Consider the following 24,383-nt stretch of genomic DNA (forward strand, 5'->3'; position numbering starts at 1 on the left):
TCAGGTAAATGCGCGGACGAGAAGATAGCAGCAAATCGACATCAATGCCGCGCCGGGTATGGTGATCAACCAGGTGGTGGCGATCTCGAAGGCCTTGTTCCAGCGCACGGCTTTGGGCCGTTCGGAGGCGCCGATGCCCATGATGGAAGAGGCGACCACGTGGGTGGTGGAGACGGGTGCGCCGAACAGCGATGAGCTGAAGATGACAGTGGCCGCAGTCATCTGCGAATCCAGCGCATGCAGCGGGCGGATCTTGTAGATGGAAAAGCCCAGCGTGCGCACGATCTGCCATCCGCCGGAAAGGATGCCCAGCGTGATGGCGCAGGAGCAGACGACGATCACCCACAGCGGCACTTCAAACGTCGGGATGAAACCGCCTAGCAGCAGCACCAGCGTCAGGATGCCCATGCTCTTCTGAGCATCGTTGGCGCCGTGCGAGAAAGCGAGTCCGGCCGAGGTGACGAATTGCAGGTGGCGCAGGTCGCGGTTGATGGACGGATGGGCGCCGCGCAGCAAGCGCAGCATGATCTTGTGCAGCACGAAGCCGACCCAGAAACCGATGATGGGCGAAAGGATCAGGGCGGCGACCACTTTGGTGACGCCGTTCAGTTCGCCGTGCAACAGGTCGCCGAATCCCCAGGCGACATGGTCGGCCCCGGTAGCGACCACCACCACGCCGGCCAATCCGCCCACCATGGCATGCGACGAAGAGGAAGGGATGCCGCGCCACCAGGTCAGCAGGTTCCATGCGATGGCGCCGACCAGGCCGCACAGCACGATGGTCAGGGACAGTTCGCGGTCGAGATCGTCCAGCGTGATGAGCTTGCCTATGGTGTTGGCGACCGCCGTGCCACCCAGCAGCGGGCCGAGGAATTCGAAGAAGGCCACCAGCACAACGGCCTGCACCGGCGTCATCGCGCGCGAGGCGATGACCGTGGCGATGATGTTGGCGGCGTCATGGAAGCCGTTGGTGTACTCGAAGATCAGGACGATGAGGATGGTCGCGATCGCGAGGACGAATAGGGTGGACTCCATGTCGGCGGGAGGAGGGCTTGTTCAGCGTCAGGCTTTGAGTCCCGGGGTCAGGTGCGGCGCAATGATCTCGAGCAATTGCGGGTGGATGAAGGGATTGCCCGCGCATACATGGCCGCTCTGGAGGAAGCCATCCGTTCCTTGCAGGTCGCTGACCATGCCGCCCGCTTCGGTAATCAGCAGGCATCCGGCGGCCATGTCCCAGGGTTTGAGACCTGTCTCGAAGAAACCGTCATAACGGCCTGCTGCTGTCCATGCCAGGTCCAGCGAGGCTGCACCGGGCCGGCGCAGTCCGGCACTCTTCTGCATGACGTCTTTGAAGACGCCGAGGTAGGCGTCCATATGCTGCATATTCGAATAGGGGAAGCCGGTGCAGATCAGGCTGTCGGCCATTTCCTTGCGCTTGCTCACGCGCAAACGCTTGTCGTTGAGGAAGGCGCCGCGGCCGCGCGTGGCGGTGAACAGGTCGTTTTTGGTCGGGTCGTAGATGACAGCCTGGGTCAGCACGCCGTTGTGCTGCAGTCCGATGGAGACGGCATATTGCGGAACGCCGTGCAGGAAATTGGTCGTACCGTCGAGAGGGTCGATGATCCAGACGTATTCCGACTGGCCTTGGGCGCCGCTCTCTTCTGCTAGAATTGCGTGGCTCGGATAGGCGTCATGCAGGGCTTCGATGATGATGCGCTCGGCGGCGCGATCCACTTCGCTGACGTAATCCGCATGGGATTTTTTGGTCACGGTGAGGTGGTCGAGATTATCGCCGGCACGGTAGATCAATTTGCCTGCGCGAATAGCGGCCTTCACCGCGATGTTGAGCATGGGGTGCATATCAGTACGACCTTTTTAATGAGCTGGGGAAATCCGGCGCGTATTTTAGTTGGTATTGCGTTTTGAATAAACCTAATAGTTTTGGGTGCGAGGGGGTCGCTGCAGAGCAGCGGGGTTCCCTTCGGCCTCCCCATGTGCGAGAGGGTGATGCTGAAAGCATCGGGTCCCCCTCGGCCTCCCCACTGCGGGGATACGGGGACAACATCCGTGTGGTGCTCAGTCACACCACCCATCCCGGCAACATCGGTGCAGCTGCACGGGCGATGAAAACGATGGGGCTGCAACATCTGTATCTCATCAATCCGCGTTATTTCCCCGATCCGCAGGCGTCTGCAATGGCAGCTGGGGCGGACGACATCCTGCTGAATGCCGTGGTGTGCAAATCGATCGACGAGGCATTGCAGGGCGTGGTGTTCACCGTGGCGATGACGGCGCGCCTGCGCGATATCTCCATCGCGGTGAAAACGCCGCGTGAGGCGATGCCGGAAGTGTTGCTGCAGGCCGCGACGCACCCTGTGGCCTTGTTGTTTGGCACCGAGATGTCCGGCCTGACCAACGAGGAGATGGGTAAAGCACAGCTGGGGGTGAACATTCCGGCGCATCCCGACTTTTCTTCGCTCAACATCGCCGCTGCGGTACAGGTGGTCGCTTATGAACTGAGTGTGGCGGCGGAAAGCTACAGGCTGGTCTTGCCCGAGATCGAACCTGCCACGCATGAGCGGGTCGAAGGTTTATATGCCCATCTGGAAAAGACGCTGTTCGAGATCGGTTTCTTCACCACGCAGAACCCGGCGCGGCTGATGCAGCGCCTGCGCCGCCTGTACTCGCGTACCCGCTTGGAGGATGAGGAGATCAACATTCTGCGCGGTATGCTGACTGTGGCAACCGAGTACAATGCCCGTCTGAAAAAACGTTATGCGGAAGAGCATCCGGATGTTCAAGAACATTAGAGAAGACATCTCCAGCGTATTCGACCGCGATCCGGCGGCGCGCACCACCTTTGAGGTGATCACCTGCTACCCCGGCTTGCACGCGCGCATCTTCCATCGCTTAACCAACACGCTGTGGCACGCCAATTTCAAGTGGCTGGCACGTTTTATTTCGCATATTGCACGCGGATTTACCGGCATCGAGATCCATCCGGGCGCGACTATCGGGCGGCGATTCTTCATCGACCACGGAATGGGTGTGGTTATCGGGGAAACTGCAGAGATTGGCGACGATGTCACTATGTATCATGGTGTTACGCTGGGCGGAACGTCGTGGAAAGAGGGCAAGCGCCATCCGACCTTGGGCAACGGCGTGGTGATCGGGGCGGGTGCGAAGATTCTGGGCCCTATCCATATTGGCGACGGCGCGAAAATCGGGTCCAACGCAGTGGTAGTTAAAGATGTGCCGGCAGGTGCCACAGCGGCAGGGATTCCTGCGCGAATTCTGGATGAAGAAAAGAAAATTCCCTCTGGATTCAATGCATACGGTGTTGGGAATGACAAAGACGATCCACTTTCCAAAGCCATCCACGGCCTGTTGGGGCATAGCGTCACGGTTGATCAGCGCATAGAATTTATTCTGCAGCAGTTGGAAAAGATGGGTGTGCGTGTAGAAGAAGAGCGGGCGACCGCCGATAAGTTCGATCCAAAACATTTGAATAAAATTGTTGATTAAAAGAATCGGGTATTCTATGATGTCCGTAAGTTTTTGAGGGATTAAGCGGACAGTCGTTTGTCCATCTTGTTTGAATTTTTGAGAATAGGGGAAAGTTATGAGACTCACAACCAAAGGACGGTTTGCGGTAACAGCAATGGTTGATCTGGCAATGCGTGGCGGCAAAGGTCCTGTGACATTGGCAGGCATCAGCGAGCGGCAGAAGATATCGCTCTCTTATCTGGAGCAATTGTTTGGCAAGCTGCGCAGGAATAATGTGGTGGCCAGTGTGCGCGGCCCGGGCGGCGGCTATTGTCTGGCACGTCCGGCGAACAAGATTTCCATGGTCGATATCATCACTGCCGTAGATGAGGCGCTGGATGCCACAAATTGCGGAACGAAAGGTAATTGCGATAACGGCAAACCTTGTCTGACACATGATTTGTGGTTCGGCCTGAACGAGTCGATCCACGAATATCTGGGCAAGATCAATCTGCAGCAACTGGTGGATGGACAGAGCAAAGCCGGTGCTTCGGATTCGTCTCCCATCATGATGCCGAAAAGCGAAACCTCATCGCGTGTGACCGCGTAATAGACAACCGGTCATTTGACGGCCTGGCAAAAGGCTTTGCACAGCTGTCACGCCAAGTTGGCAAACTGCGCCAGTGCGTTGTTGCTTAACGCCGGGTAAGTCGCTGGTTATTAGGAGAAGATGAAATGACGTTGCACCTGCCTATCTACATGGATTATTCCGCAACCACGCCGGTCGATCCGCGCGTTGCAGCGGCGATGATTCCGTACCTGACCGAGAAATTCGGCAACCCAGCTTCGCGTTCGCATTCGTTTGGATGGGTCGCGGACGAGGCGGTGGAACGGGCACGCGACCAGGTCGCGGCTCTGGTCAACGCCGATCCGAAGGAGATCGTGTGGACGTCGGGTGCAACTGAATCCAACAATCTTGCGCTGAAGGGTGCGGCGAATTTCTACGCCGACAAGGGCAAGCACATCGTTACAGTTCAGACTGAACACAAGGCTGTGCTCGATACGGTGCGTGAACTGGAGCGTCAGGGTTTTACGGCCACTTACCTCGATCCGGAACCGAACGGTCTGATCGATCTGGAGAAGCTCAAGGCGGCATTGCGCCCCGACACCGTCATCGTTTCGGTGATGTATGTGAACAACGAGATCGGTGTGATACAGGATATCGCGGCTATCGGCGAAATATGCCGCGAGCGCGGCATTCTGTTCCATGTTGATGCGGCGCAGGCGACCGGCAAGGTGGTGATCGATCTGCAAAAGCTCAAGGTCGACCTGATGAGCTTCTCGGCACACAAGACCTACGGCCCGAAAGGCATCGGTGCGCTTTATGTGCGCCGCAAGCCCCGCGTTCGTCTGGAAGCCCAGATGCACGGCGGCGGGCATGAACGCGGTTTTCGCTCGGGCACGCTGGCGACACACCAGATCGTCGGCATGGGCGAGGCATTCCATATCGCCAAAATGGAGATGGCGACCGAGAACGAGCGCGTGCGCATGCTGCGCGACCGCTTGTGGAAAGGCCTGTCCGGCATGGAAGAGGTTTACCTCAACGGCGACATGGAACAGCGTGTGCCGCACAATCTGAATGTGAGCTTCAACTTCGTCGAAGGCGAATCGCTCATCATGGCGGTGAAAGACATCGCGGTTTCCAGCGGCTCGGCTTGTACTTCCGCCAGCCTGGAGCCATCATATGTATTGCGCGCCTTGGGACGCAACGACGAACTGGCGCACAGCTCCATTCGTTTCACTGTGGGGAGATTCACCACTGTAGAAGAGGTGGATTTTGCAGTGAAACTATTGCAGGAAAAGATTGCCAAACTTCGCGACCTCTCTCCTTTGTGGGAGATGTTCAAAGACGGAGTGGATTTGAATTCAGTGCAATGGGCCGCACATTAAAAGCAGGTTACGGAATTCAGGATACGGGATACAGCCAAGCTGGTATTACCGAATCCTTTATCCCGTATCCTGAATCCTAGGAGAAATTTATGGCTTACAGCAATAAGGTATTGGATCACTACGAAAATCCACGCAATGTTGGCACGCTGGATAAAGAGGACGAGTATGTGGGTACCGGCATGGTCGGCGCGCCTGCATGCGGCGATGTGATGAAGTTGCAGATCAAAGTGGGCAAGGACGGCATTATCGAAGATGCCAAGTTCAAGACATACGGTTGCGGCTCGGCTATCGCTTCCAGTTCGCTGGTCACCGAATGGGTGAAGGGCAAGACAGTGGATCAGGCATTGGGGATCAAGAACACGCACATCGCCGAAGAATTGGCGTTGCCGCCGGTGAAGATACACTGCTCCATTCTGGCTGAAGATGCGATCAAGGCGGCCGTTGCGGATTACAAGGCCAAACATGGCGCGACGGTGGAGACCGCGGCTTGTAACGGCAATAAATAAATTAGGGATACGAAATGACGATCTCGTTGACAGAAAGTGCGGCACAACATGTGCAAAATTTCCTGGCCAAGCGCGGCAAAGGCGTAGGCCTGCGCCTTGGCGTGCGTACCAGCGGTTGCTCCGGCATGGCTTACAAGCTGGAGTTCGCCGACGCGGTTGATAGTGAAGACCTGCAATTCGTCAGCAACGGTGTGACGGTACTGGTGGATCAGCACAGTCTGCCTTACATCGACGGCATGGAGCTGGATTACACCCGTGAGGGATTGAACGAGGGTTTCAAGTTCAACAATCCGAATGTCAAGGATGCTTGCGGTTGCGGGGAAAGTTTCAAGGTTTGATGGATATCCTTAACTCGGATTTTCAGCAGGACTTCTTCCAGCTCTTCAACCTTCCAGCAGTATTCAAAATCGATAGCGCCGCGCTGGAGCGGAGTTTCCTTGGGCTGCAGGCGCAAGTCCATCCGGACAAATTCGCCCATCTCTCCGATGCGGAGCGCCGCCTTTCCATGCAGTGGGCGACGCGCGTGAATGAAGGGTACCAGACTCTGCGCAATCCTCTGAATCGCGCTCGCTACCTGTTGCTGCAGCATGGGGTGGATACGCAGGAAGAAAGCAATACCGCGATGCCTGTCGATTTTTTGATGCAGCAGATGGAATGGCGCGAAGCGCTGGAAGCCGCGAAACAGGCGAAAGACACCTCGGCGCTGGATGAACTGGAACAGCGCATGCAACATCAAGTGCGGATTTTGCAACAACAACTCAGCATTGATATCGACGACACTCGCGATTACGCGGCCGCTTCCGGTATAGTGCGCAAGCTCAAATTTCTTGAGAAACTGGCGGAAGAAATCGGCTCCGCATTCGACGAATTAGATTCTTAAAAATGGCACTGTTGCAGATTGCAGAACCCGGCCTTAGCGCCGCTCCCCACGAACACCGGCTGGCGGTCGGTATCGACCTCGGCACGACCAATTCCCTGGTGGCAACAGTACGCAACGGTATCAGTACCGTGCTCAACGACATCGAAGGTTGTGCATTGCTGCCCTCGGTAGTGCGTTACGCAACTGACGGCAGCGTTCAGGTCGGCCATGCGGCGCAGGCCGTGCAGAGTGAAGACCCGCAAAACACGATCGTTTCGGTGAAGCGCTTCATGGGGCGCGGCCTGAAAGATGTGGGTGAGGTCGGCAACCTGCCTTATCGCTTTGTCGATGCGCCCGGCATGCTGCAATTGCGCACAATTGCCGGTGCGAAGAGCCCGGTAGAAGTCTCGGCCGAGATACTCAAGGTATTGCGTGAGCGCGCGGAACTTTCACTGGGCGGAGAACTGGTTGGTGCCGTGATCACCGTGCCTGCCTACTTTGACGATGCGCAGCGCCAAGCCACCAAGGATGCCGCCAGGCTGGCCGGACTCAACGTGCTGCGCCTCCTGAACGAACCCACCGCCGCAGCCATCGCCTACGGCCTGGATAACGCTGCCGAAGGCGTGTATGCGGTGTTTGACCTGGGCGGCGGCACCTTTGATATTTCCATCCTGAGGCTTTCCAAAGGCGTGTTCGAAGTGCTGTCCACCAATGGTGATTCGGCGTTGGGCGGCGACGACTTCGACCATCGCATCTACTGCTGGATGCTGGAAAACGGCGGCATATCTGCACTGAGTGCGCATGACACGCGTCTTTTGCTCACGAATGCGCGCACTGCCAAGGAGCAACTTACCGAGTATCCGCAGGCGAAGATCACCGCGATATTGGGCGGTGGCGACCTCGTGGATCTGACGCTCAAGCGCGAGGCATTCTACGAGATGACGCAGAACCTCGTTGCCCGCACCCTGCAGGCGACACGCCGCGCTTTGCGCGATGCCAAACTGAAAGTCGAGGACATCAAGGGTGTCGTCATGGTGGGCGGCTCCACCCGTATGCCGCAGGTGCAGCATGCGGTGGGCGAATTCTTTGGGCAGGCACCGCTGAACAATCTGGATCCGGACAAAGTCGTGGCTTTGGGTGCCGCCATACAGGCGAATGTGCTGGCCGGCAACCGCAGTGCGGACGAGTGGCTGTTGCTGGACGTGATCCCGCTCAGTCTGGGCATCGAGACCATGGGCGGGCTGGTGGAGAAGATCATCCCGCGCAATAGCACGATACCCAATGCGCGTGCGCAGGAATTCACGACCTACAGGGATGGCCAGACCGCGATGAGCATCCATGTGGTGCAGGGTGAACGCGAGCTGGTGAGCGATTGCCGTTCTCTGGCGAAATTCGAGCTGCGCGGCATCCCGCCCATGGTGGCCGGTTCCGCGCGCATCCGTGTCACTTTCCAGGTGGATGCCGACGGCCTGCTCAGTGTCTCAGCGCGGGAGATGGCCAGCGGAACTGAAGCAAGTATCGTGGTGAAACCCTCTTATGGCTTGAGCGACGAGGAAATATCCCGCATGCTGCAGGACTCAACCCGGCATGCGCGCGATGACATGGTGGTCCGCGCATTGCGCGAATTGCAGACCGAGGCGGCTCAATTACTGGATGCTGTGGGAAATGCCCTGCAACAGGATGGCGACGCGCTGCTGGATGAAGTCTCTCAGGCGCGTATCCGCAACAGCATGGATGCATTGCGTGCGGTGCTTGAGGGAGACAATCAGCAGACTATCAAACGTGCTGTAGAGGCATTGAACCTGGCTTCGACCGAATTCGCGCAACTCCGTATGGATAAAAGCGTAAAACATGCCCTGGCCGGGCACAAACTATCGGAGTTGGAGGACTGATATGACACAGATCATTGTCTTGCCGCATGTGGAGTTGTGCCCCAAGGGCGCGTTGTTCGAGGCCGAACCCGGCATATCCATCTGCGATGCATTGCTGGCGCACAATATCGAGATCGAACACGCCTGCGAAAAGTCCTGCGCCTGCACCACCTGTCACGTTATTGTGCGCGAAGGATTCAAAAGTCTGGTAGAAGCAACGGACCAGGAAGAAGATCTGCTGGACAAGGCATGGGGGCTGGAAGCCAATTCGAGACTGAGTTGCCAGGCCCTGGTCGGCAAGCAGGATCTGGTGGTCGAGATACCCAAGTACACCATAAACATGGCGAAGGAGGGACACTCCAAATGAGAGCACCCATAAATTTACTGCGCAATCCGATAGCCGCGATGCGCGGTGCTCATTCCTCACCTATCTATTTGATAGGTTTCGTTCATTGCGCTCCGTGCGCCTTGCTCTCGAATTGCTCGTTACAATTTACTGGGGCTCTCATATGAAATGGATAGACGTGCGCGACATAGCGATCGCACTGGCTGAGAAACATCCGGATATCGACCCGAGCAAGGTCCGCTTTGTTGACCTGCATAACTTTGTCGTCGACCTCGAAGGGTTCGATGACGACCACAGCCGCGGCGGCGAGAAGGTGCTCGAAGCCATTCAGACTGCGTGGATGGACGAGGCGGAATGATATGCTGAAAATCTGGGACGCCATATCCAGGCGCTGGCTGTATCTGATCGGCGCACTGGTCGTGGCCATCCTGTTTTGTTCGGCGCTTTACCTGCAATATGTGCTGCGCCAGGATCCATGCCCGTTGTGCATGGTGCAGCGGGTAATCTTCATTGCCATCGGTGCGCTTTTCTTCATCGCCGCCCTGCTCAACTCGGGGCCGATCGGCAGCCGGATCTATTCGGTCCTCATAGCTCTCTTTGCCCTGGGAGGCGTGGCAGTCGCTTCGCGGCATATCTGGATACAGCATCTGCCCAAAGACCAGGTACCAGCGTGCGGGCCTGGTCTCGATTTCATGCTGAAGCACTTCCCGATGTCCGAAGTATGGCAGGAGCTGATGCACGGCTCGGGCGAATGTGCCGCAAAGGGATGGACATTCCTGACCCTCGGTATTCCGGAGTGGTCGCTGGTCTGGTTCGTGTTGCTGGGGATATTCTCTATTCTGGTCGGCTGGAAAAAACGCTGATCAGGCGGTGATTCTCGCCACCACGCGTCGCACGAACGGCGCGACCACCAGCACGGAAGGAAAGGCGACAGGCCACGCTGTGATGAACCCCCTGAACCAGCGCGCAAAAAATTGCGGGTCATACCCCTGATTGATGAGTGTCACCGTGCCCGAAATGATGGTGACCATGATGATGGAGAGCATGCCCCCGAAAAGCAGATTGCTGTAGCGCGCCGGTATTTTCATCTGGGATTTCCTATAGAGCATGCCAGGGTGCCGGGTTGTGCGTCACGGCCACGCCCACGATGTAAAAGAACGCCAGTTGTGCCGCCAGCCAGGCAAGGAGCCGGATGCGCTTCGATTTGCCGTATTTCAGCGCAAACGCACCGATGACGATATAAAACAGCAGGGCGATGATCTTGGCACCCAGCCACGGGCTGGAGAGCGGCGAAATGCCGAGCTGCCACGCAAGTGCAATAGCGCTTGCCAGCAGCAAGGTGTCGACCATATGCGGTGCGATCTTGACCCATCGCCGGTGCAGCAAGGAAGAGTCGCGCAACATCCATATTCCGCGCAGAAAAAACAGCGAGTAACTGAGTGCCACACATGTGATGTGGATGTGTTTGAGCATTGAGGTATCCAAATTACCGAAGGGCGGCGATCATGCCGCCCGGTGCCAAATGTGCAAGAACGGTTTCTAGAAGCGCCTGACCATGATGCGGCGCAGCAGATTGTCTTTCACGACGAACTGGTGATACAGCGCCGCGACGACATGGAATGCAACCAGCAACAGCATGAGGCCGATGAACAGCTCGTGGAATTCCTTGGCATCGACCTTGTCGAAGTCCGGAATCAGATTGGGGTCGCCCTTCTTCAGCGCTTCGATCACCCCGGAGGTCGCGGCTGTTGCAACACCTGAGACCGCAACGGCAATGAGCGAAAGGTTCAGCAGCACGTGGGTTCCCGCAGCGATCTTGTTCAACAAAGGATTGGCGTTGGCCGGAGCGGGTTCGCCGTCCTTTTTCCTGAAATAGATGCGCAGCAGGACAAGCAGCAAAACCAGATCGCCGATCAGGAAATGCACCGGAAACATTGAAAGTTTCTGCGCGGTGTTCTTGCTTTCATCCAGATTATGGCCGAGATAGAGGGCTGCTATCACAAGCAGAAAGATCAGCCAATGGATGAAGGCACTGCGTTTGCTGTATTGCTTCATGATTCTGTCCTTGTATTGGAGATTGCTTTTTCGCATTGTAGCGCATGGGCAAGGCTTGCAAAATTCTTCAGGAATCGCCTTGCATTTGGCCGGATTGCCGTAACCAGTCCAAGACGCCTTTGCCGGCGGCAAAGCCGCTGGCAAAACACGCACTGAGCAAATAACCGCCAGTGGGTGCTTCCCAATCCAGCATTTCACCCGCGCAGAAAACGCCGGGCAGGTTTTTGAGCATCATCTTTTCATCCAAGGCTGCAAAAGTGATGCCGCCGGCAGTGCTAATGGCTTCGCTCAACGGACGCGCTGAAATGAGGAGGAGCGGCAAGTCTTTAATGGTGTGTGCCAGCAATACCGGATCGTGCATTTGCCCGGCACTCAATATTTCGCGCAGCAAGTTTGCCTTCACGCCTTTCAATCCAAGGCGGCTTTGCAGGTGGCTGGAAAGCGAGCGAGAACCGCGCGGATGCGACACTTCGATTTGCACTCTTTGCAGCGACCAATCCGGCAACAGATCGAGATGCAATGTCGCATGGCCGGTGCGTTCGATCTCGTCGCGCAGCGCGGCAGAGTGCGCATAGATCAAACCGCCTTCGATGCCCTGTTCGGTAACGACGCATTCGCCTTGTCTGCGCACGTCGCCAAAAGCGGCAGCGACAGACTTGAGGGGTTCGCCGACAAAGTGTTTACGGAAGTACGGGCTCCACTCGACATCGAAGCCGCAGTTGGCCGGGCGCAACGGTGCGATGGGAATATCGCGTTGCGACAGCAGGGGCACCCATGCCCCGTCCGAACCGAGTTGCGGCCAACTGCCTCCACCCAAGGCCAATACCACGGCATCTGCATTTACAGTGTGTTCGACTTCCGGTGTGGCAAAACGCAACGCACCCGTATCATTCCATCCGCACCAGCGATGCCGGACATGAAAATGCACGCCGCTCTCGCGCAAACGATGCAGCCAGGCGCGCAGCAGAGGCGCGGCTTTGATGTCGGCAGGGAAGACGCGGCTGGACGTGCCGACGAAAGTGTCGATACCGAGACCGTGTACCCATTCGCGCAATTTATCTGGAGGAAAATCGCGCAAAAGCGGTTCGATATCCGGACGACGTGTGCCGTAGCGGGTGAGGAATATATCAAACGGTTCGGCATGGGTGATGTTCATGCCGCCTTTGCCTGCCATCAGGAATTTGCGCCCCAGGCTGGGCATCGCGTCATATAAGTCGACGCGCGCTCCGCCTTTAGCCAATACTTCCGCCGCCATCAATCCGGCAGGGCCGCCGCCTATGATGGCGACAACAGGGGCAGGCAAAGAATTGCTCGAAGTCATATGCGGGAAGGTCTTGTTATGGCAGGCGATTATAGGGCTTAACGGCTGCTCCGGCCGGTATTGGCGCAGGAGCGTATAATGTGACAATCAAGACCCCGAATAATACGAAGAGAACGATATATTGAACACCGTTAGTTTTGCCGATCTGAAGCTGGCGCCCGAAATTCTCAGGGCACTCACCGAATCCGGTTACACCATACCCACCCCGGTCCAAGCCCAAGCCATTCCAGTGGTGCTGGAAGGCCACGACCTGATGGCGGGTGCGCAGACGGGCACGGGCAAGACCGCGGCGTTCGCGCTGCCCATGCTGCAAAAATTGCTGCCCCATGCCAGTTCCAGCACCTCACCTGCGAAGCATCCGGTGCGTGCACTCATCCTGGTGCCGACGCGCGAGCTGGCGATCCAGGTGGAGGAGAGCGTCAAGACTTACGCGAAGCATACCAACCTGCGTTCGCTGGTGGTGTTCGGCGGCGTGGATATTAAAACGCAGACGCCGCATCTGAAAACCGGTGTGGAGATTCTGGTGGCGACGCCCGGGCGCTTGCTGGATCACATCGAACAAAAGACAGTGCAATTGAATCTGGTGCAGATGCTGGTGCTGGACGAAGCGGATCGAATGCTGGACATGGGCTTCATGCCGGCGCTGAAGCGCATCCTGGCCTTACTGCCCAGACAGCGCCAAAGTCTGATGTTCTCCGCCACATTCTCGAACGAGATCAAGAAGCTCTCTGAAGATTTCATGAACTACCCGACCTTGATCGAAGTCGCGCGCAGCAACGCTTCGGCCGAGAACATCACGCAAAAAGTCTATCTGGTCGCTCACGCCGACAAGCATCAACTGCTGGCGCAATTGTTGCGCGGCGACGATGCGAAACAAGCCATCGTGTTCACCAAGACCAAAATCACTGCCAGCCGCCTCGCCAAGCAGTTGCAGCGCGAAGGCGTGTCTGCCGATGCCATTCACGGCGACAAGAGCCAGCTGGAGCGCATGCAGGCGCTGGATGCGTTCAAGCAGGGCAAGATCGCCGTGCTGATCGCCACCGATGTGGCTGCGCGCGGGTTGGATATCGACAGCCTGCCCATGGTCATCAACTACGAAATACCGCATGCTGCCGAAGATTATGTGCATCGTATCGGACGCACGGGCAGGGCGGGCGCATCCGGCACCGCGATCTCGCTGGTTTCGCCGGAAGAAGAAAAATACCTGGCGGATATCGAAAAACTGATCAAGACCGAGATCAAGAGAGAACGTGCCGATTTTCCTGAGCATGCCGCAAAGCCGCACCGGGCGGCGCGTGCAGAACCCGCGGAGCGCAGCCGCGAACACCATGCTCCGGCGCCGAAGAAGCCCAGTCATGATCCCTGGTTCGATAAACCTTACGAACCGAGTACCAGTGCACCTGCACCCGTAAAGAAGCCTGCCGAACCGGCGGCAAGCAAACCCAAAGCGCAGATCCCTGCGTTATTCGTGCGCCGCTCTAGCTGATACTCCACTGCTGGAATGTCCGTCGCGCAAACCATCATTCCGATCTTTTTGCTGATCCTGCTCGGTGTTGCCATGCACCACTGGTTCGGCATGCGCGAAGATTTCTGGCCGCAACTGGAACGCCTGATCTATTACGTGTTCTTTCCCGCGCTGCTGTTCAATTCCCTCTCTCATTTCAAGATCGATCTGGGCGCTGCGATGCCGATGCTGATCGTTGCCATGCTGTACATGCTTGCAGGTATAGCGTTGGGTTACGCCGCGAAATTCCTGTTTCATGCGCCGTCCAAAGTATTCGCTGCAACGTTCCAGTCGTCATTTCGTTTCAATAGTTATGTCGGTCTCGCCATCGCGGGAGGCATGCACGGACAAGACGGTCTCGCCGCTATCGGCTTGCTGATGGGTTTCATGGTCCCCGTCGCCAATGTTGCAGCGGTGTTGGCGCTGGCACGCCACAGTGAAAGCCACTGGCTCAAGGAGATATTGAGCAATCCCTTGATCCTCTCCACCGCAAGCGGTATCGCCGTGAGTTTTTCAGGTCTGGAGTTGCCTGTGCTGCTCAATGCCACGCTGGGTCTGTTGTCGCAGGCCTCGCTGCCGATGGGGTTGATCGCCGTCGGTGCGGGACTGCGTTTGCAGGGCTTGCACAGTCATCTTGGTACCTTGTGGTATGGCGTGGTGATCAAACTGCTGGTGTTGCCCGCAATCGCGTGGGGATTGGCCAGGGCGTTCGGATTGAGCGGCGTGTATTTCAATATCGCCGTATTGATGGCTGCACTGCCGGTATCCACCGTATCCTACGTGCTGGCGAGGCGCATGGGCGGCGATGGAGATACTATCGCCGCCCAGGTGATGCTGAGCACATTGCTGGCCGCGTTGACGCTACCGTTGTGGTTGCTGTTGATGGGGTTGTGAGCAAGAAATTCCGGGCAAAGCAACAGCGTTTCAGTCTGCAGCAGGCACCTTGATCTCATTCTGGTTGTGCCGGGTCTGTTCTTCCATCACCAGCAACGCCAGTTCCTTCTTGAGGTTGTTGAACTCGACTGAACTCGGATCGCGCTGGCGCGGCATGGTAACGCTCACGATCTTCTTGATCGTACCGGGGCGATAGGTCATCACGACGATGCGGTCGGCAAGGTAGATGGATTCTTCGATGCTGTGCGTGACAAAGATGATGGTCTTCCTGAATTCCGTCCAGATGCGCAACAGTTCGTCCTGCAGATTGCGCCGGGTGAGCGAGTCGAGCGCGCCGAAGGGTTCATCCATCAGCAGGATCGGGGAATCCAGTGCCAGCACCCGGGCGATCGCAACGCGCTGGCGCATGCCGCCGGACAGGTCTTTCGGGTAACGGTCGCGAAAGTCCTGCAAGTTGAGCATTTCGAGCAAAGCGCTCACATTCTCCCTGATCTGCGCCTTGGGCTGCTTCTTGATCTCGAGTCCGAAGGCGATGTTCTTCTCCACAGTCATCCACGGGAACAGGGCATATTCCTGAAACACCATGCCGCGGTCCGGCCCCGGCGCTTGCACCAGCCTGCCGTCAACGATGACGCTGCCGGCAGTGGGCAGCGAAAAGCCCGCGATCGCATTGAGCAGGGTGGATTTGCCGCAACCGGACGGACCGAGCAGGCAGATGAATTCTCCGGGTATGACTTCCAGATTGATGTCATCCAGTGCAACGACTTCGCGACCGCCTGTGCTGAATACTTTGCTTACTTTGCTGATATGGATTTGTGGCTGCATGGTCAATTGCTTTCGATTCCTCTGTGCCACTTGAGCAAATAATTGTTTAGTCGGTTCATGCCCGAGTCGATGGCCAAACCGAGCAATCCGATCGTGAACATGCCGGCGATGATCTTGTCCGACCAGAAGAACTCGCGCGCCTCCAGGATGCGGTAGCCGAGGCCGTTGTTGACCGCGATCATTTCGGCCACGATCACCACGATGAAAGCGGTGCCGACACCGATGCGCGCACCCGTCAGGATATAAGGGGTCGCGGCCGGCAGCATCACGCGCAGGAACAGGGTGGTCTGGCTCGCTCCCAGACTCCGGGCGGCGCGGATGTAGATGCCGTCGACGTGGCGCACACCCGCGATGGTGTTCATCAGCACGGGGAAGAACGCGCCGATCACGATCAGGAAGATCGCGGGCGGGTTGCCCAATCCGAACCAGAGTATCGATAGCGGGATGAAAGCGATGGGCGGGATCGGGCGCAGGATCTGGATCAAGGGGTTGAACAGTTTGTAGATGCGGTCGTTCGCTCCCATCAGCAGGCCCAGTGGCAATGCCAGGGCAGTACCAACCAGAAAGCCCACCACAACGCGATACATGCTGGCATAGGCATCGCGGATCATTTCACCGGAAAACAGCCAGGTCAGGTAGCCGGATTGTGACGGATCGAACGCTTCCGTGGGCAGCAGATATTCCCACCATTTCGCGATCACTGCCGTGGGGGCCGGCAGTATCTGCGGATTGACGATGGCGTGTGTGGACAGGTACTGCCAGATCGCCAGTAAAATGGCGGGCACCAGAAGTCCCTGCAGGGATGCATATAATCTTGCCAGTATATTTTTCATCGGTGGCTACGCCGCGCTACTTGATCTTCATTTCTTTTTTTGCCTTGTCGAGCAGATCGAGGCGTACCCAATCTTTCGCCGCCGGTACGATCGCCAGTTTGCCAACACCGTATTTCTTCATCAGGTCTGCAGTGACCTGCACATGTTCGAGACTGACGTCATAAGTGAATGACGCATTGCTCATGGCATCCTGATAGTCTTCATGGGAGATCTGATTCTTGAACATCTGTTCGCGTACATATTTTTCTGCCAGTTTGGGATTTTCCTGGAAAGTCCTGGTTGCTTCCACGAACAGTTTGAGCACCCGTTCGGCGACATCGCGTTTTTCGTTATACATCTTTTCCGTCATCACCAGTACCCGCACCGGCTCGCCGATCGGCGTGTCGTAGGGTTTCACCACTTCCACGCCGTAGCCCTTGTTGATTGCTTGTGAAGATTGCGGCTCGGACTGGCACATGGCGTCGATATTCTTTTGCATCAATGCCTGGTTCAGGTCGGCAAACGGCATGAAGAATATCTGCACATCCTTGCCCGGCTGATCTGACCATGTCAGGTTGTTCTTGGACAGTTCCGCAGCCAGCAACAATTCCTGCGCACCTCCGCGCGCCACGCCTACCTTCTTGCCCCTGAGATCGGCTACCGATTTGATGTTCAGGTCAGGGCGGCCGACAATGCGTGCGCCGCCTTTGGCAAAGCCCGCGACCACGTAGATGGGTACTCCATTGGCGCGCCCCGCGACAGCGGCATCAAGCGCACTGGCGGCGATGTCGATCTCACCCGCTATGGTTGCCGGAAGAATGTCGAGACCTTTGGCAAAGACTCTTTCCTCGATCACCAGGTTGTATTTGGACGCGATCTCCTTCATGTAAGAGACCGCCCCGTAATGGGCGAACTTCAGGTTGCCCAGCCTGACGACATCCGGTGCGGCCTGCGCGCCCAGCGAAAGGAACAAAGCACATGCGATCAGAATTATTTTTGAAGACTTCATGTAACCCCCTGAAAAAAAGAAGCGCATCGGCCGCCGGTTGAAAATTATACCTTCTGCACTGCCCCGGATTGCGGGAGTGGCGACTCTTGCCTGGTTCGGCCTTTGAGCTGCAAGGTTATTGCGAGGGGAGAGGTGGATCTTGCGCGCGGTTCAGTCGTCTCTTCCGGGAGACAGTGCAATTTTGTTAGGTTTCATTTGCTTATCCTGAAACCATGAATATTTCCGGCTCGCATGTCGTCGGCGGGCGACAGACGATTTTCGAATAATGGAATGCACGACCGATTTTGCCTCGATGATTGGCAATAACAAATCAATAAATCAACGGGATAAAAATTTCCTCCAGAGGCGGCATGATAGTTGCTCACTTTGAGGTCATGGCAATGACTGCGTGACCTCACAGATGAAACCTTGCGATATCCCGAATGTAATCAGGTCAACGACGACAGCTCCCCCGATCCGCCGCGGCAGCATGGTGCCACGTCCTTGGACAGGATTCTGGCGCGGGCTCTGGCTGGCGCTGTCCGGTGCCGACGTTTCGCGGCTGGGCGTAAACGCTCCCGCGTGGCAAGCCGCCGCATCCAGGCGGCGGGCGGCTTTGCTGGCCATCGTGTTCGCGAGCACCGCGGTGGCGGCGATCCTGCTTTTCTGCACCCAGACCGCAAGCAGCGGTCACCCGGTTCTGCACTTCATCCAGCTTGCCTTGTTTGTCGTGCTGTTCGGCTGGGTGACGGCCGGATTCGTGACCGCGATGATGGGATTCAGGGTGCAGTCGCATCCGGACCCGCACGCGCTGCCGCTCGCAGGCCTCGATCCGCGCACCCTGGATCGCGATGCGCGTACCGCCATCATCATGCCGATATGCAATGAGCCGGTTGACTCCGTGTTTGCGGGATTGCGTGCCACTTGTGAATCGCTGGCCAGGAGTGAAGCTGCCGGACTGTTCGATGTCTATGTGCTTTCCGATACCTATGATCCGGGTTTGCGTCTGCAAGAGTTGGCAGCCTGGTCGACTTTGCGCGAACAGATGGGGGATAGCTGCAGACTTTATTACCGTCTGCGCGAGCGCCGTACCCGCCGCAAGGCTGGCAACGTGGCGGACTTTTGCCGTCGCTGGGGGCGCAACTACCGGTATATGGTAGTGCTCGATGCCGACAGCGTGATGACCGGGGACTCGATAACCACGCTGGTGTGCATGATGGAAGCGAACCCGAAAGCGGGAATCATCCAGACTGCACCACGGGCTTGCGGCGTGCAATCGTTGCATGCCAGATTGCAGCAATTTGCCGGACGGGTGGCTGGTCGCCTGTTCACGGCTGGCATGCAGTTCTGGCAATTGGGTGAATCCCATTACTGGGGGCATAACGCCATCATCCGCGTCGAACCGTTCATGAAACATTGCGCGCTGGATCTGTTGCCGGGGCAGGGCGGTCTCTCGGGCGAAATTCTTTCGCACGATTTTGTGGAGGCCGCTTTGATGCGCCGGGCGGGTTACCACGTCTGGCTTACGACCGATCTGGAAGGCAGTTACGAGCAGCAACCGTCCAATCTGATGGAGGAACTGCAGCGCGATCGTCGCTGGTGCCAGGGCAACCTGATGAACTTCCGCCTGATCACCGAACCGGGTTTCCAAGCCATCCACCGCGCCATGCTGTTCACGGGCGCCATGTCTTATGTATCCGCTCCATTGTGGCTCGGTTTTCTGCTGGTGAGCTTGAGCCTGCGGCTGCTGGAACCGCAGACCTCCGCTGCACTTTTGTTCCCCTGGCTGGGCATTTCTTCCACGCTGGAATTGCTGTGGGCTCTGACGCTGACCCTGTTGTTTTTGCCCAGGGTCATGGCCGTGGTGGCAATCATGAAGCACGGCGAACAGGCGGCATATGGCGGTGCTGCTGCATTGATCAAAAGTGCCGCGCTTGAAGCCATCCTTTCTGCCCTGCAAGCCCCGATTCGCATGGTAGCCCATACTCTCTTCGTTATTACAGCGCTGACCGGACTGGATCTGGAATGGAAGTCCCCCATGCGCGAAACCCGATCGGTTCAGTGGCGCGATGCGTTACACCGCTTCATGCCCGTCATGGCTGTTGTTGCATTAACGCTGCTAGCCATATTCCTGCTCCATCAAAATGCTGTCTGGTGGTTGTTGCCTGTAGGTTTGCCGTTGCTGCTTGCGGTTCCCATCACCGTGTTAACGAGCGAATCAAAATTGGGTGTTTCCCTGCGCCGTAAAAACTGGTTGCTCACTCCCGAAGAGCGTACTACTCCGTACGTGCTGGTGCGCGCCTGGGCATAAGCTAGAATGCCGGTTCTACCGGCATTTCCGAACAAGCAGCGTGATATCCATGTCGCCCGAATTTGATCGCAGAAAATTCCTTGGCCTGCTGGCCACCGCCGCAGCCTCTGTCGCACTCCCCTGGTCCAGTGCCATGGCTGCCGATTCGGGATTGGCACTGGGCAAAACTGCCGTTTTTTCCTGGGACGGCTTGATCGAGGAAGCCAGGCGCTTGTCGAAACAACCCTACCAGCCAGAGATGCAACCAAATCAGGATGTCCTGGCTCAGATCGATTGGGAGGCTCACGGTAAGATCCACTTCAAGCCCGATGATGCACTCTTTGCCGGTGGACCCGGACAGTACCCTGTCCAATTCTTTCATCCGGGATGTTTCTTTCAGAACGCGGTAAGGATGTACCGGCTTGACAGTTCACTGGGGGAAAAACAGACACACACCCTTGCACGTGAAATTCTGTTCGATAAAAGTTATTTTGAAATGCCTGGCGACAGTCCCGCGCATCACCTTGGGCCGCAGGCGCACTTCGCTGGCTTTCGTATCCAGGAAAGCCGCCTTGGCGATCAGTCGCGTCTCGACTGGCAACACAACGACTGGGCTGCATTTCTGGGCGCCTCCTATTTTCGCGCCATCGGCGACGAGTACCAATACGGCCTGTCGGCACGCGGTATTGCCATCGATACAGTGGTATTTGGCAAGACAGAAGAATTCCCGGCTTTTACCCGCTTTTATTTTGAATCCGCAAGCGACAATTCCAACGCAGTTATCGTCTATGCATTTCTTGACGGCCCCAGCATTACCGGTGCCTATCGTTTTGTCCTGACGCGGGAGAAGGGTGTGGTAATGGACGTCGAGACAAACTTGTTCATGCGGCGGGACGTTTCCCGCTTCGGGATTGCACCCGCCACTTCGATGTACTGGTTTTCCGGGAAAGACAAGACAAAGCAGACAGACTGGAGGCCAGAAGTTCACGATTCGGATGGCCTGGCATTGTGGACCGGCGCCAATGAACATGTCTGGCGCCCCCTCAACGAACCCGACGGTATTACCGTATCAGCCTTTGCCGACAACAATCCGCGCGGATTCGGCCTGATGCAGCGCGAGCGCGATTTCGGCGAATATCTGGATGCCGTTCATTACGAGCGACGCCCCGGCCTGTGGGTCGAACCGCTCGACAATTGGGGCGAAGGTTCGGTGCAACTAGTGGAACAACCCACCGACGAAGAGCTTTACGACAACGTCGCCGCGATGTGGGTCCCCCGCGAAAAGGTGACCGCAGGTTCCCGTTACCGTTTGCGCTATCGCTTGCACTGGACGGCGGAAGAGCCGTTCAAGACCGCTCTGGCGCGTTGTGTGGCGACTCGTATCGGACGAGGCGGCGAGCCGGCGAAGCGTCCGCCGGGAGTGCATAAATTCGTGGTCGAATTCCAGGGCGGAACACTCGATCAGCTTGCATCAGGTGCCATTCCCGAAGTGGTCGTGTCGGCCTCTCGCGGAAAGATAAGCAGGATAGCGGCCGAGGCTGTGCCCGACGGTATCCTTGGGCATTGGCGTACATTTTTCGACCTTGGCGAGTTGGGGCCGACAAAAGAGCCGGTTGAAATACGTCTCTTTCTGCGTAGCGGAGAACTGACGATCACCGAAACGTGGCTATACCAGTTTCAGCCCGCCTGAACTCCGGCCTCGCTCAAGTTCGATTCAATGACTCAATCTTGAAAAATGACGATCGGCTATGGCTTTCTGTTCGGGCGTCAATACCGCGTAAAGCTGCTTGAACGCTTCGTCCATATTTTCGAAGTTCGCCAGACGTTTCCTCATCAATTCGATATGGCGGTCGAAGCGCTCAGGCGCAGTCTGGGGCTGGTCATGCATCGCTTCATTCGTGCGATCCCTTATGTCTTTGACATTGCTCCTGGTTTTCTCGGCATAAGTATTCCAGGCTTGCTCCTGATCGTTTGTGATGTTCAGCTCTTTCTTGAAAGCCAAAAGGTGCCGTTCTGAATTTGCCACGGGGTCTGAGTGCCGATGCTCCTTGCAGCCGGATTCATTATTTGATGCATGATCGTCCGCATATGCCGGTGCGGCTAGGCTGGTCAAAAATAGGGCGGAAATTAGTAATATCCTAGGCTGCATTTTTTTCATGAATAACTCCTTAAATTTTTTCAAAGTGGTTGTTTATCCTTCGGCCTGGATTCAATCGTCATCGCCCATGCCGCCGAAGCCACCATCCCCGAAGCCACCAAAGCCGCCGTCATCCATACCGCCGAAGCCCATGCCACCAAAACCCATGCCGCCGAATCCCATTTCATTGAAATTCCCGAAGCCGGATTCGCGATAATCACCACCCATGGGCATACCTTCACAGCCGGCCAATGCCAATATCAGGACACTCATCAATATCAATTTGCTCATTTAAGTCCCCACAGTTAGAAAGAAAATTGACTGTCTCCAAACCGCTTACGATACGACGTGGATAATATAAGCATTACTGTGTCAATTTATTATTAATAAAAATTCATTTCCCGGATTCATGTTTTGGTGTCGCTTCCTGATGGTGTTGTAGGAATATGGCATTGCGATCTCAATGGGTCGTTCGCCAAACTTGGCTCGATATATTCGCCGGTCTGCGGGCATGTTGAGTCGAAAGTTGAAGAAGAAGGATGGCCAAGACCACGGTTGTCGCAGAGTGTGTCGGTTGTTGTTATTGGGATATCGCGCTGATTTGACGCAAGGGCGGGTTCTTGTACGTTTGATCCTCGTGTTTTGAGGAAGGCCGTCGATGTAGCCAACATGAGAGTCCTGCTTCAAAATTTCCAACTCACACTTACCATCCAAACTTGCCATTGATCTGTGTGACAAATGTCACTGAAATTCTCACCTTGATGCAATACATTGCAGCTACCATCAACAATGCATGGTGCAAATGAATATGAATAAAGTCATCGTGAGATACATGGAGTTCGCAACACTCTAGTTCTGGTGAGGGGCTGATACAACTTCTGATGTGGAGTGGAGTCAATTTGCATGGCTTGAGGCCAGTGCTACGCCCAATATGGATACTTCAACTCCGTGCAATGGTGTTATATATATTGTAGCGATAGGCGTAATAACTTCAACACTGCAAACGCATCTAATCTCAAGCCAGCGTAAGTCGTGCCGCTTAATTTCACGTTCGCACCTCATGCGCGAGCTGACAAGTTGCCTAAACTTTAAATATTAGAACATAATCATATATTGATACGACTTTGAATCACGAACTGCACTGCAGAATAGGGATATACAGATGTCTTTATCTCGTAAGGTACGCATAAGCAAGTTGGCAAGTGGGACACTCATAGGCTGTATAGCTGTTTCCGCTTTTGGCGCGGACCTTCAGGAATGTGTCGGCATCGCCCTCAGGCAGAATCCGGATATCATCGTCAGTCAGTCTCAGCTAGACCAGGCAGAGTCCGCATTGATTCAAGCGAAGGGGCAATATTTTCCCAAGCTCTCGGCTGGGGTTACAGCCACACGTACCAATGATCCGCTGAACGTTTTCGGCCTCAAACTCGCGCAACATAACGCCACGTTCAATGACTTTGGACTAGGCCAATATACCGGAGTTGGATCGGTTGCACCCTCGGCACTTAATTACCCGAATCCTGTCAACAATTACGATACGAGCCTGGAGTTACAGATTCCGATATATAACGGCGGGATGATCTCCGGCTATGTCGATCAGGCTCATGCTTACGTGAAAGCAGCTCAAGAGGGTGACCAGGAAGCGCGCCAGCAAGTGATTTTCCATGTCATACAAGCCTATCAGGGGGCGCATACCGCACATGCCTATGTGACCGTGGCGCAACAGGCACTGGCTGCGTCAGAAGCCTACGTCAAGACCACCCAGAATTTACTGCAACAAGGTTTGGTCGTCAGGAGTGACCTGTTGTTCGCACAAGTAAATCTGGAGAACGTCAAGGTCAATCTGGAAGAGGCGCGGCGGGGGGAGGCAGCCGCGATTGACCAATTACACCTGTTGCTGGGCATGTCACTGGATGAAAAACTTGATATTGGTTCTGATTACATACCGACCGCATTGACCGACAGTGTTGCAAAACTGCAAGAGGAGGCGGTCGCAAGCAACCCCGGCCTTTTGGCGATGCACCATCAACTGGATGCGGCGATTGCCGGAGTGCAAGTGGCGAGCGCTGATTATTATCCGCATTTCAATGCGATGCTCAGACAAGACTGGAATTCCCCAACATTCCAGCAGGTGGCGCCCTCATACACCATAGCAGGCGTGCTTTCCTGGCGCATATTCGATATGGGCGTGACGCGCGGGGCCGTGGGGCGCGCCGAGGCCTCGCGGGCGGAGTTGCAGGCCAAACTCAAACAAGCTGAGGATGGGGTTCGCTTCCAGGTTGCTGACGCATGGCGTGGTTCAGTCGAAGCAGAATCAAGAGTCAATGCGCGGGCTGCCGCGGTAACGCAGTCGGAAGAAGCGCAACGGCTAGTCGCCAAACGCTATGAAAACGGTGTCACCACCATGGTCGAAGTGTTATCCGCACAAGCCCAGCTTGATAAGGCGCGCGCGGAAGAAGTGGCTGCGCATTACCAGTTGACGTTACAACGCGCTGCATTGCGTCTTGCAGTGGGAAAACTTAATAGCGATCAATTGTGA

The 24,383-nt window shown here is 56.2% G+C and carries 27 protein-coding genes; 16 read left to right on the plus strand and 11 right to left on the minus strand.

The features are described from left to right. Together QOY30_RS03415 and QOY30_RS03420 are read right to left on the minus strand one after the other, a co-directional pair. Positions 1 to 1,035, minus strand: coding sequence for an inorganic phosphate transporter (locus tag QOY30_RS03415; RefSeq protein WP_283743235.1), 1,035 nt, complete (start codon positions 1,033 to 1,035; stop codon positions 1 to 3). A gap of 27 nt (positions 1,036 to 1,062) precedes the next feature. Beyond that, entirely contained in the window at positions 1,063 to 1,860 is a 798-nt protein-coding gene (locus QOY30_RS03420) for an inositol monophosphatase family protein (protein WP_283743236.1), read from the minus strand. Positions 1,861 to 2,072: 212 nt separating this feature from the next. On the opposite strand from QOY30_RS03420, the gene QOY30_RS03425 reads away from it, so the two are divergent. From QOY30_RS03425 to QOY30_RS03475, 11 genes are all read left to right on the plus strand, one after another. After that, positions 2,073 to 2,810 (plus strand): RNA methyltransferase, encoded by a 738-nt coding sequence (locus QOY30_RS03425; protein WP_283743237.1) that lies wholly within the window; start codon positions 2,073 to 2,075, stop codon positions 2,808 to 2,810. Continuing rightward, complete coding sequence (cysE, locus tag QOY30_RS03430; RefSeq protein ID WP_283743238.1) at positions 2,794 to 3,525, plus strand: serine O-acetyltransferase; 732 nt, start codon at positions 2,794 to 2,796, stop codon at positions 3,523 to 3,525. The genes QOY30_RS03425 and cysE overlap by 17 nt, the downstream gene beginning before the upstream one ends. Before the next feature lie 97 nt (positions 3,526 to 3,622). Further along, entirely contained in the window at positions 3,623 to 4,096 is a 474-nt protein-coding gene (locus tag QOY30_RS03435) for a Fe-S cluster assembly transcription factor (protein ID WP_283743239.1), read from the plus strand. Between the two features lie 125 nt (positions 4,097 to 4,221). Further along, the gene (locus tag QOY30_RS03440; RefSeq protein WP_283743240.1) at positions 4,222 to 5,436 is read left to right on the plus strand and encodes an IscS subfamily cysteine desulfurase; all 1,215 of its coding nucleotides are present in this window, start codon (positions 4,222 to 4,224) and stop codon (positions 5,434 to 5,436) included. An 89-nt stretch (positions 5,437 to 5,525) separates the two neighbouring features. Next, on the plus strand, positions 5,526 to 5,942 hold the full coding sequence (gene iscU, locus QOY30_RS03445) for a Fe-S cluster assembly scaffold IscU (RefSeq protein ID WP_283743241.1): 417 nt from the start codon (positions 5,526 to 5,528) through the stop codon (positions 5,940 to 5,942). A 14-nt stretch (positions 5,943 to 5,956) separates the two neighbouring features. Continuing rightward, positions 5,957 to 6,280, plus strand: coding sequence for an iron-sulfur cluster assembly protein IscA (iscA, locus tag QOY30_RS03450; protein WP_283743242.1), 324 nt, complete (start codon positions 5,957 to 5,959; stop codon positions 6,278 to 6,280). Then, the gene (gene hscB / locus QOY30_RS03455) at positions 6,280 to 6,822 is read left to right on the plus strand and encodes a Fe-S protein assembly co-chaperone HscB (protein ID WP_283743243.1); all 543 of its coding nucleotides are present in this window, start codon (positions 6,280 to 6,282) and stop codon (positions 6,820 to 6,822) included. The genes iscA and hscB overlap by 1 nt, the downstream gene beginning before the upstream one ends. 2 nt (positions 6,823 to 6,824) lie before the next feature. Further along, positions 6,825 to 8,693 (plus strand): Fe-S protein assembly chaperone HscA, encoded by a 1,869-nt coding sequence (gene hscA, locus QOY30_RS03460; RefSeq protein WP_283743244.1) that lies wholly within the window; start codon positions 6,825 to 6,827, stop codon positions 8,691 to 8,693. A 1-nt stretch (position 8,694) separates the two neighbouring features. Next, positions 8,695 to 9,039, plus strand: a complete 345-nt coding sequence (gene fdx / locus QOY30_RS03465; RefSeq protein ID WP_283743245.1) for an ISC system 2Fe-2S type ferredoxin — start codon at positions 8,695 to 8,697, stop codon at positions 9,037 to 9,039. A gap of 142 nt (positions 9,040 to 9,181) precedes the next feature. Next, positions 9,182 to 9,376, plus strand: coding sequence for a Fe-S cluster assembly protein IscX (iscX, locus tag QOY30_RS03470; RefSeq protein ID WP_283743246.1), 195 nt, complete (start codon positions 9,182 to 9,184; stop codon positions 9,374 to 9,376). A 1-nt stretch (position 9,377) separates the two neighbouring features. Then, the gene (locus tag QOY30_RS03475; RefSeq protein ID WP_283743247.1) at positions 9,378 to 9,881 is read left to right on the plus strand and encodes a disulfide bond formation protein B; all 504 of its coding nucleotides are present in this window, start codon (positions 9,378 to 9,380) and stop codon (positions 9,879 to 9,881) included. On the opposite strand, the gene QOY30_RS03480 is transcribed toward QOY30_RS03475, so the two are convergent. The 4 genes from QOY30_RS03480 to QOY30_RS03495 all read right to left on the minus strand — a co-directional run bounded on the left by QOY30_RS03480 (position 9,882) and on the right by QOY30_RS03495 (position 12,394). Beyond that, positions 9,882 to 10,106 (minus strand): DUF2798 domain-containing protein, encoded by a 225-nt coding sequence (locus QOY30_RS03480; RefSeq protein WP_283743248.1) that lies wholly within the window; start codon positions 10,104 to 10,106, stop codon positions 9,882 to 9,884. 10 nt (positions 10,107 to 10,116) lie between these two features. Next, positions 10,117 to 10,491, minus strand: coding sequence for a SirB2 family protein (locus QOY30_RS03485; RefSeq protein WP_283743249.1), 375 nt, complete (start codon positions 10,489 to 10,491; stop codon positions 10,117 to 10,119). A gap of 66 nt (positions 10,492 to 10,557) precedes the next feature. Next, the gene (locus QOY30_RS03490) at positions 10,558 to 11,073 is read right to left on the minus strand and encodes a cytochrome b (RefSeq protein WP_283743250.1); all 516 of its coding nucleotides are present in this window, start codon (positions 11,071 to 11,073) and stop codon (positions 10,558 to 10,560) included. Between the two features lie 67 nt (positions 11,074 to 11,140). After that, positions 11,141 to 12,394 (minus strand): TIGR03862 family flavoprotein, encoded by a 1,254-nt coding sequence (locus tag QOY30_RS03495; RefSeq protein WP_283743251.1) that lies wholly within the window; start codon positions 12,392 to 12,394, stop codon positions 11,141 to 11,143. Positions 12,395 to 12,515: 121 nt separating this feature from the next. Here QOY30_RS03495 and QOY30_RS03500 point away from each other — a divergent pair, with 121 nt between their 5' ends. Further along, on the plus strand, positions 12,516 to 13,880 hold the full coding sequence (locus tag QOY30_RS03500) for a DEAD/DEAH box helicase (protein ID WP_283743252.1): 1,365 nt from the start codon (positions 12,516 to 12,518) through the stop codon (positions 13,878 to 13,880). Between the two features lie 15 nt (positions 13,881 to 13,895). Beyond that, complete coding sequence (locus tag QOY30_RS03505) at positions 13,896 to 14,792, plus strand: AEC family transporter (protein WP_283743253.1); 897 nt, start codon at positions 13,896 to 13,898, stop codon at positions 14,790 to 14,792. 30 nt (positions 14,793 to 14,822) lie between these two features. On the opposite strand, the gene QOY30_RS03510 is transcribed toward QOY30_RS03505, so the two are convergent. Genes QOY30_RS03510 through QOY30_RS03520 form a run of 3 tightly spaced genes read right to left on the minus strand, consistent with a single transcriptional unit; the run spans position 14,823 to position 17,438 of the window. Continuing rightward, positions 14,823 to 15,617: an ABC transporter ATP-binding protein gene (locus QOY30_RS03510; RefSeq protein ID WP_283743254.1), complete on the minus strand. Its 795-nt coding sequence runs from the start codon at positions 15,615 to 15,617 to the stop codon at positions 14,823 to 14,825. A 2-nt stretch (positions 15,618 to 15,619) separates the two neighbouring features. Beyond that, a complete protein-coding gene (locus tag QOY30_RS03515) occupies positions 15,620 to 16,450 on the minus strand; it encodes an ABC transporter permease (RefSeq protein WP_283743255.1) in 831 nt (276 codons plus the stop codon). Positions 16,451 to 16,466: 16 nt separating this feature from the next. Then, positions 16,467 to 17,438 carry an ABC transporter substrate-binding protein gene (locus QOY30_RS03520; protein ID WP_283743256.1) on the minus strand — a complete coding sequence of 324 codons (972 nt, stop codon included), beginning with the start codon at positions 17,436 to 17,438 and terminating at the stop codon, positions 16,467 to 16,469. A 388-nt stretch (positions 17,439 to 17,826) separates the two neighbouring features. Here QOY30_RS03520 and mdoH point away from each other — a divergent pair, with 388 nt between their 5' ends. Next, a complete protein-coding gene (gene mdoH, locus QOY30_RS03525; protein WP_283743257.1) occupies positions 17,827 to 19,728 on the plus strand; it encodes a glucans biosynthesis glucosyltransferase MdoH in 1,902 nt (633 codons plus the stop codon). Positions 19,729 to 19,777: 49 nt separating this feature from the next. Next, on the plus strand, positions 19,778 to 21,397 hold the full coding sequence (locus QOY30_RS03530) for an OpgD/OpgG family glucan biosynthesis protein (RefSeq protein WP_283743258.1): 1,620 nt from the start codon (positions 19,778 to 19,780) through the stop codon (positions 21,395 to 21,397). Positions 21,398 to 21,421: 24 nt separating this feature from the next. On the opposite strand, the gene QOY30_RS03535 is transcribed toward QOY30_RS03530, so the two are convergent. Both QOY30_RS03535 and QOY30_RS03540 read right to left on the minus strand, forming a co-directional pair. Continuing rightward, positions 21,422 to 21,865 (minus strand): Spy/CpxP family protein refolding chaperone, encoded by a 444-nt coding sequence (locus QOY30_RS03535; protein WP_283743259.1) that lies wholly within the window; start codon positions 21,863 to 21,865, stop codon positions 21,422 to 21,424. Between the two features lie 51 nt (positions 21,866 to 21,916). After that, positions 21,917 to 22,135: a hypothetical protein gene (locus QOY30_RS03540; RefSeq protein WP_283743260.1), complete on the minus strand. Its 219-nt coding sequence runs from the start codon at positions 22,133 to 22,135 to the stop codon at positions 21,917 to 21,919. Between the two features lie 871 nt (positions 22,136 to 23,006). Between QOY30_RS03540 and QOY30_RS03545 the strand changes: the two genes are divergently transcribed. Next, entirely contained in the window at positions 23,007 to 24,383 is a 1,377-nt protein-coding gene (locus tag QOY30_RS03545; protein WP_283743261.1) for a TolC family protein, read from the plus strand.

Origin of the sequence: Sideroxydans sp. CL21 (assembly GCF_902459525.1) — a bacterium.
In the GTDB taxonomy this organism is placed as follows: Bacteria; Pseudomonadota; Gammaproteobacteria; order Burkholderiales; family Gallionellaceae; genus Sideroxyarcus.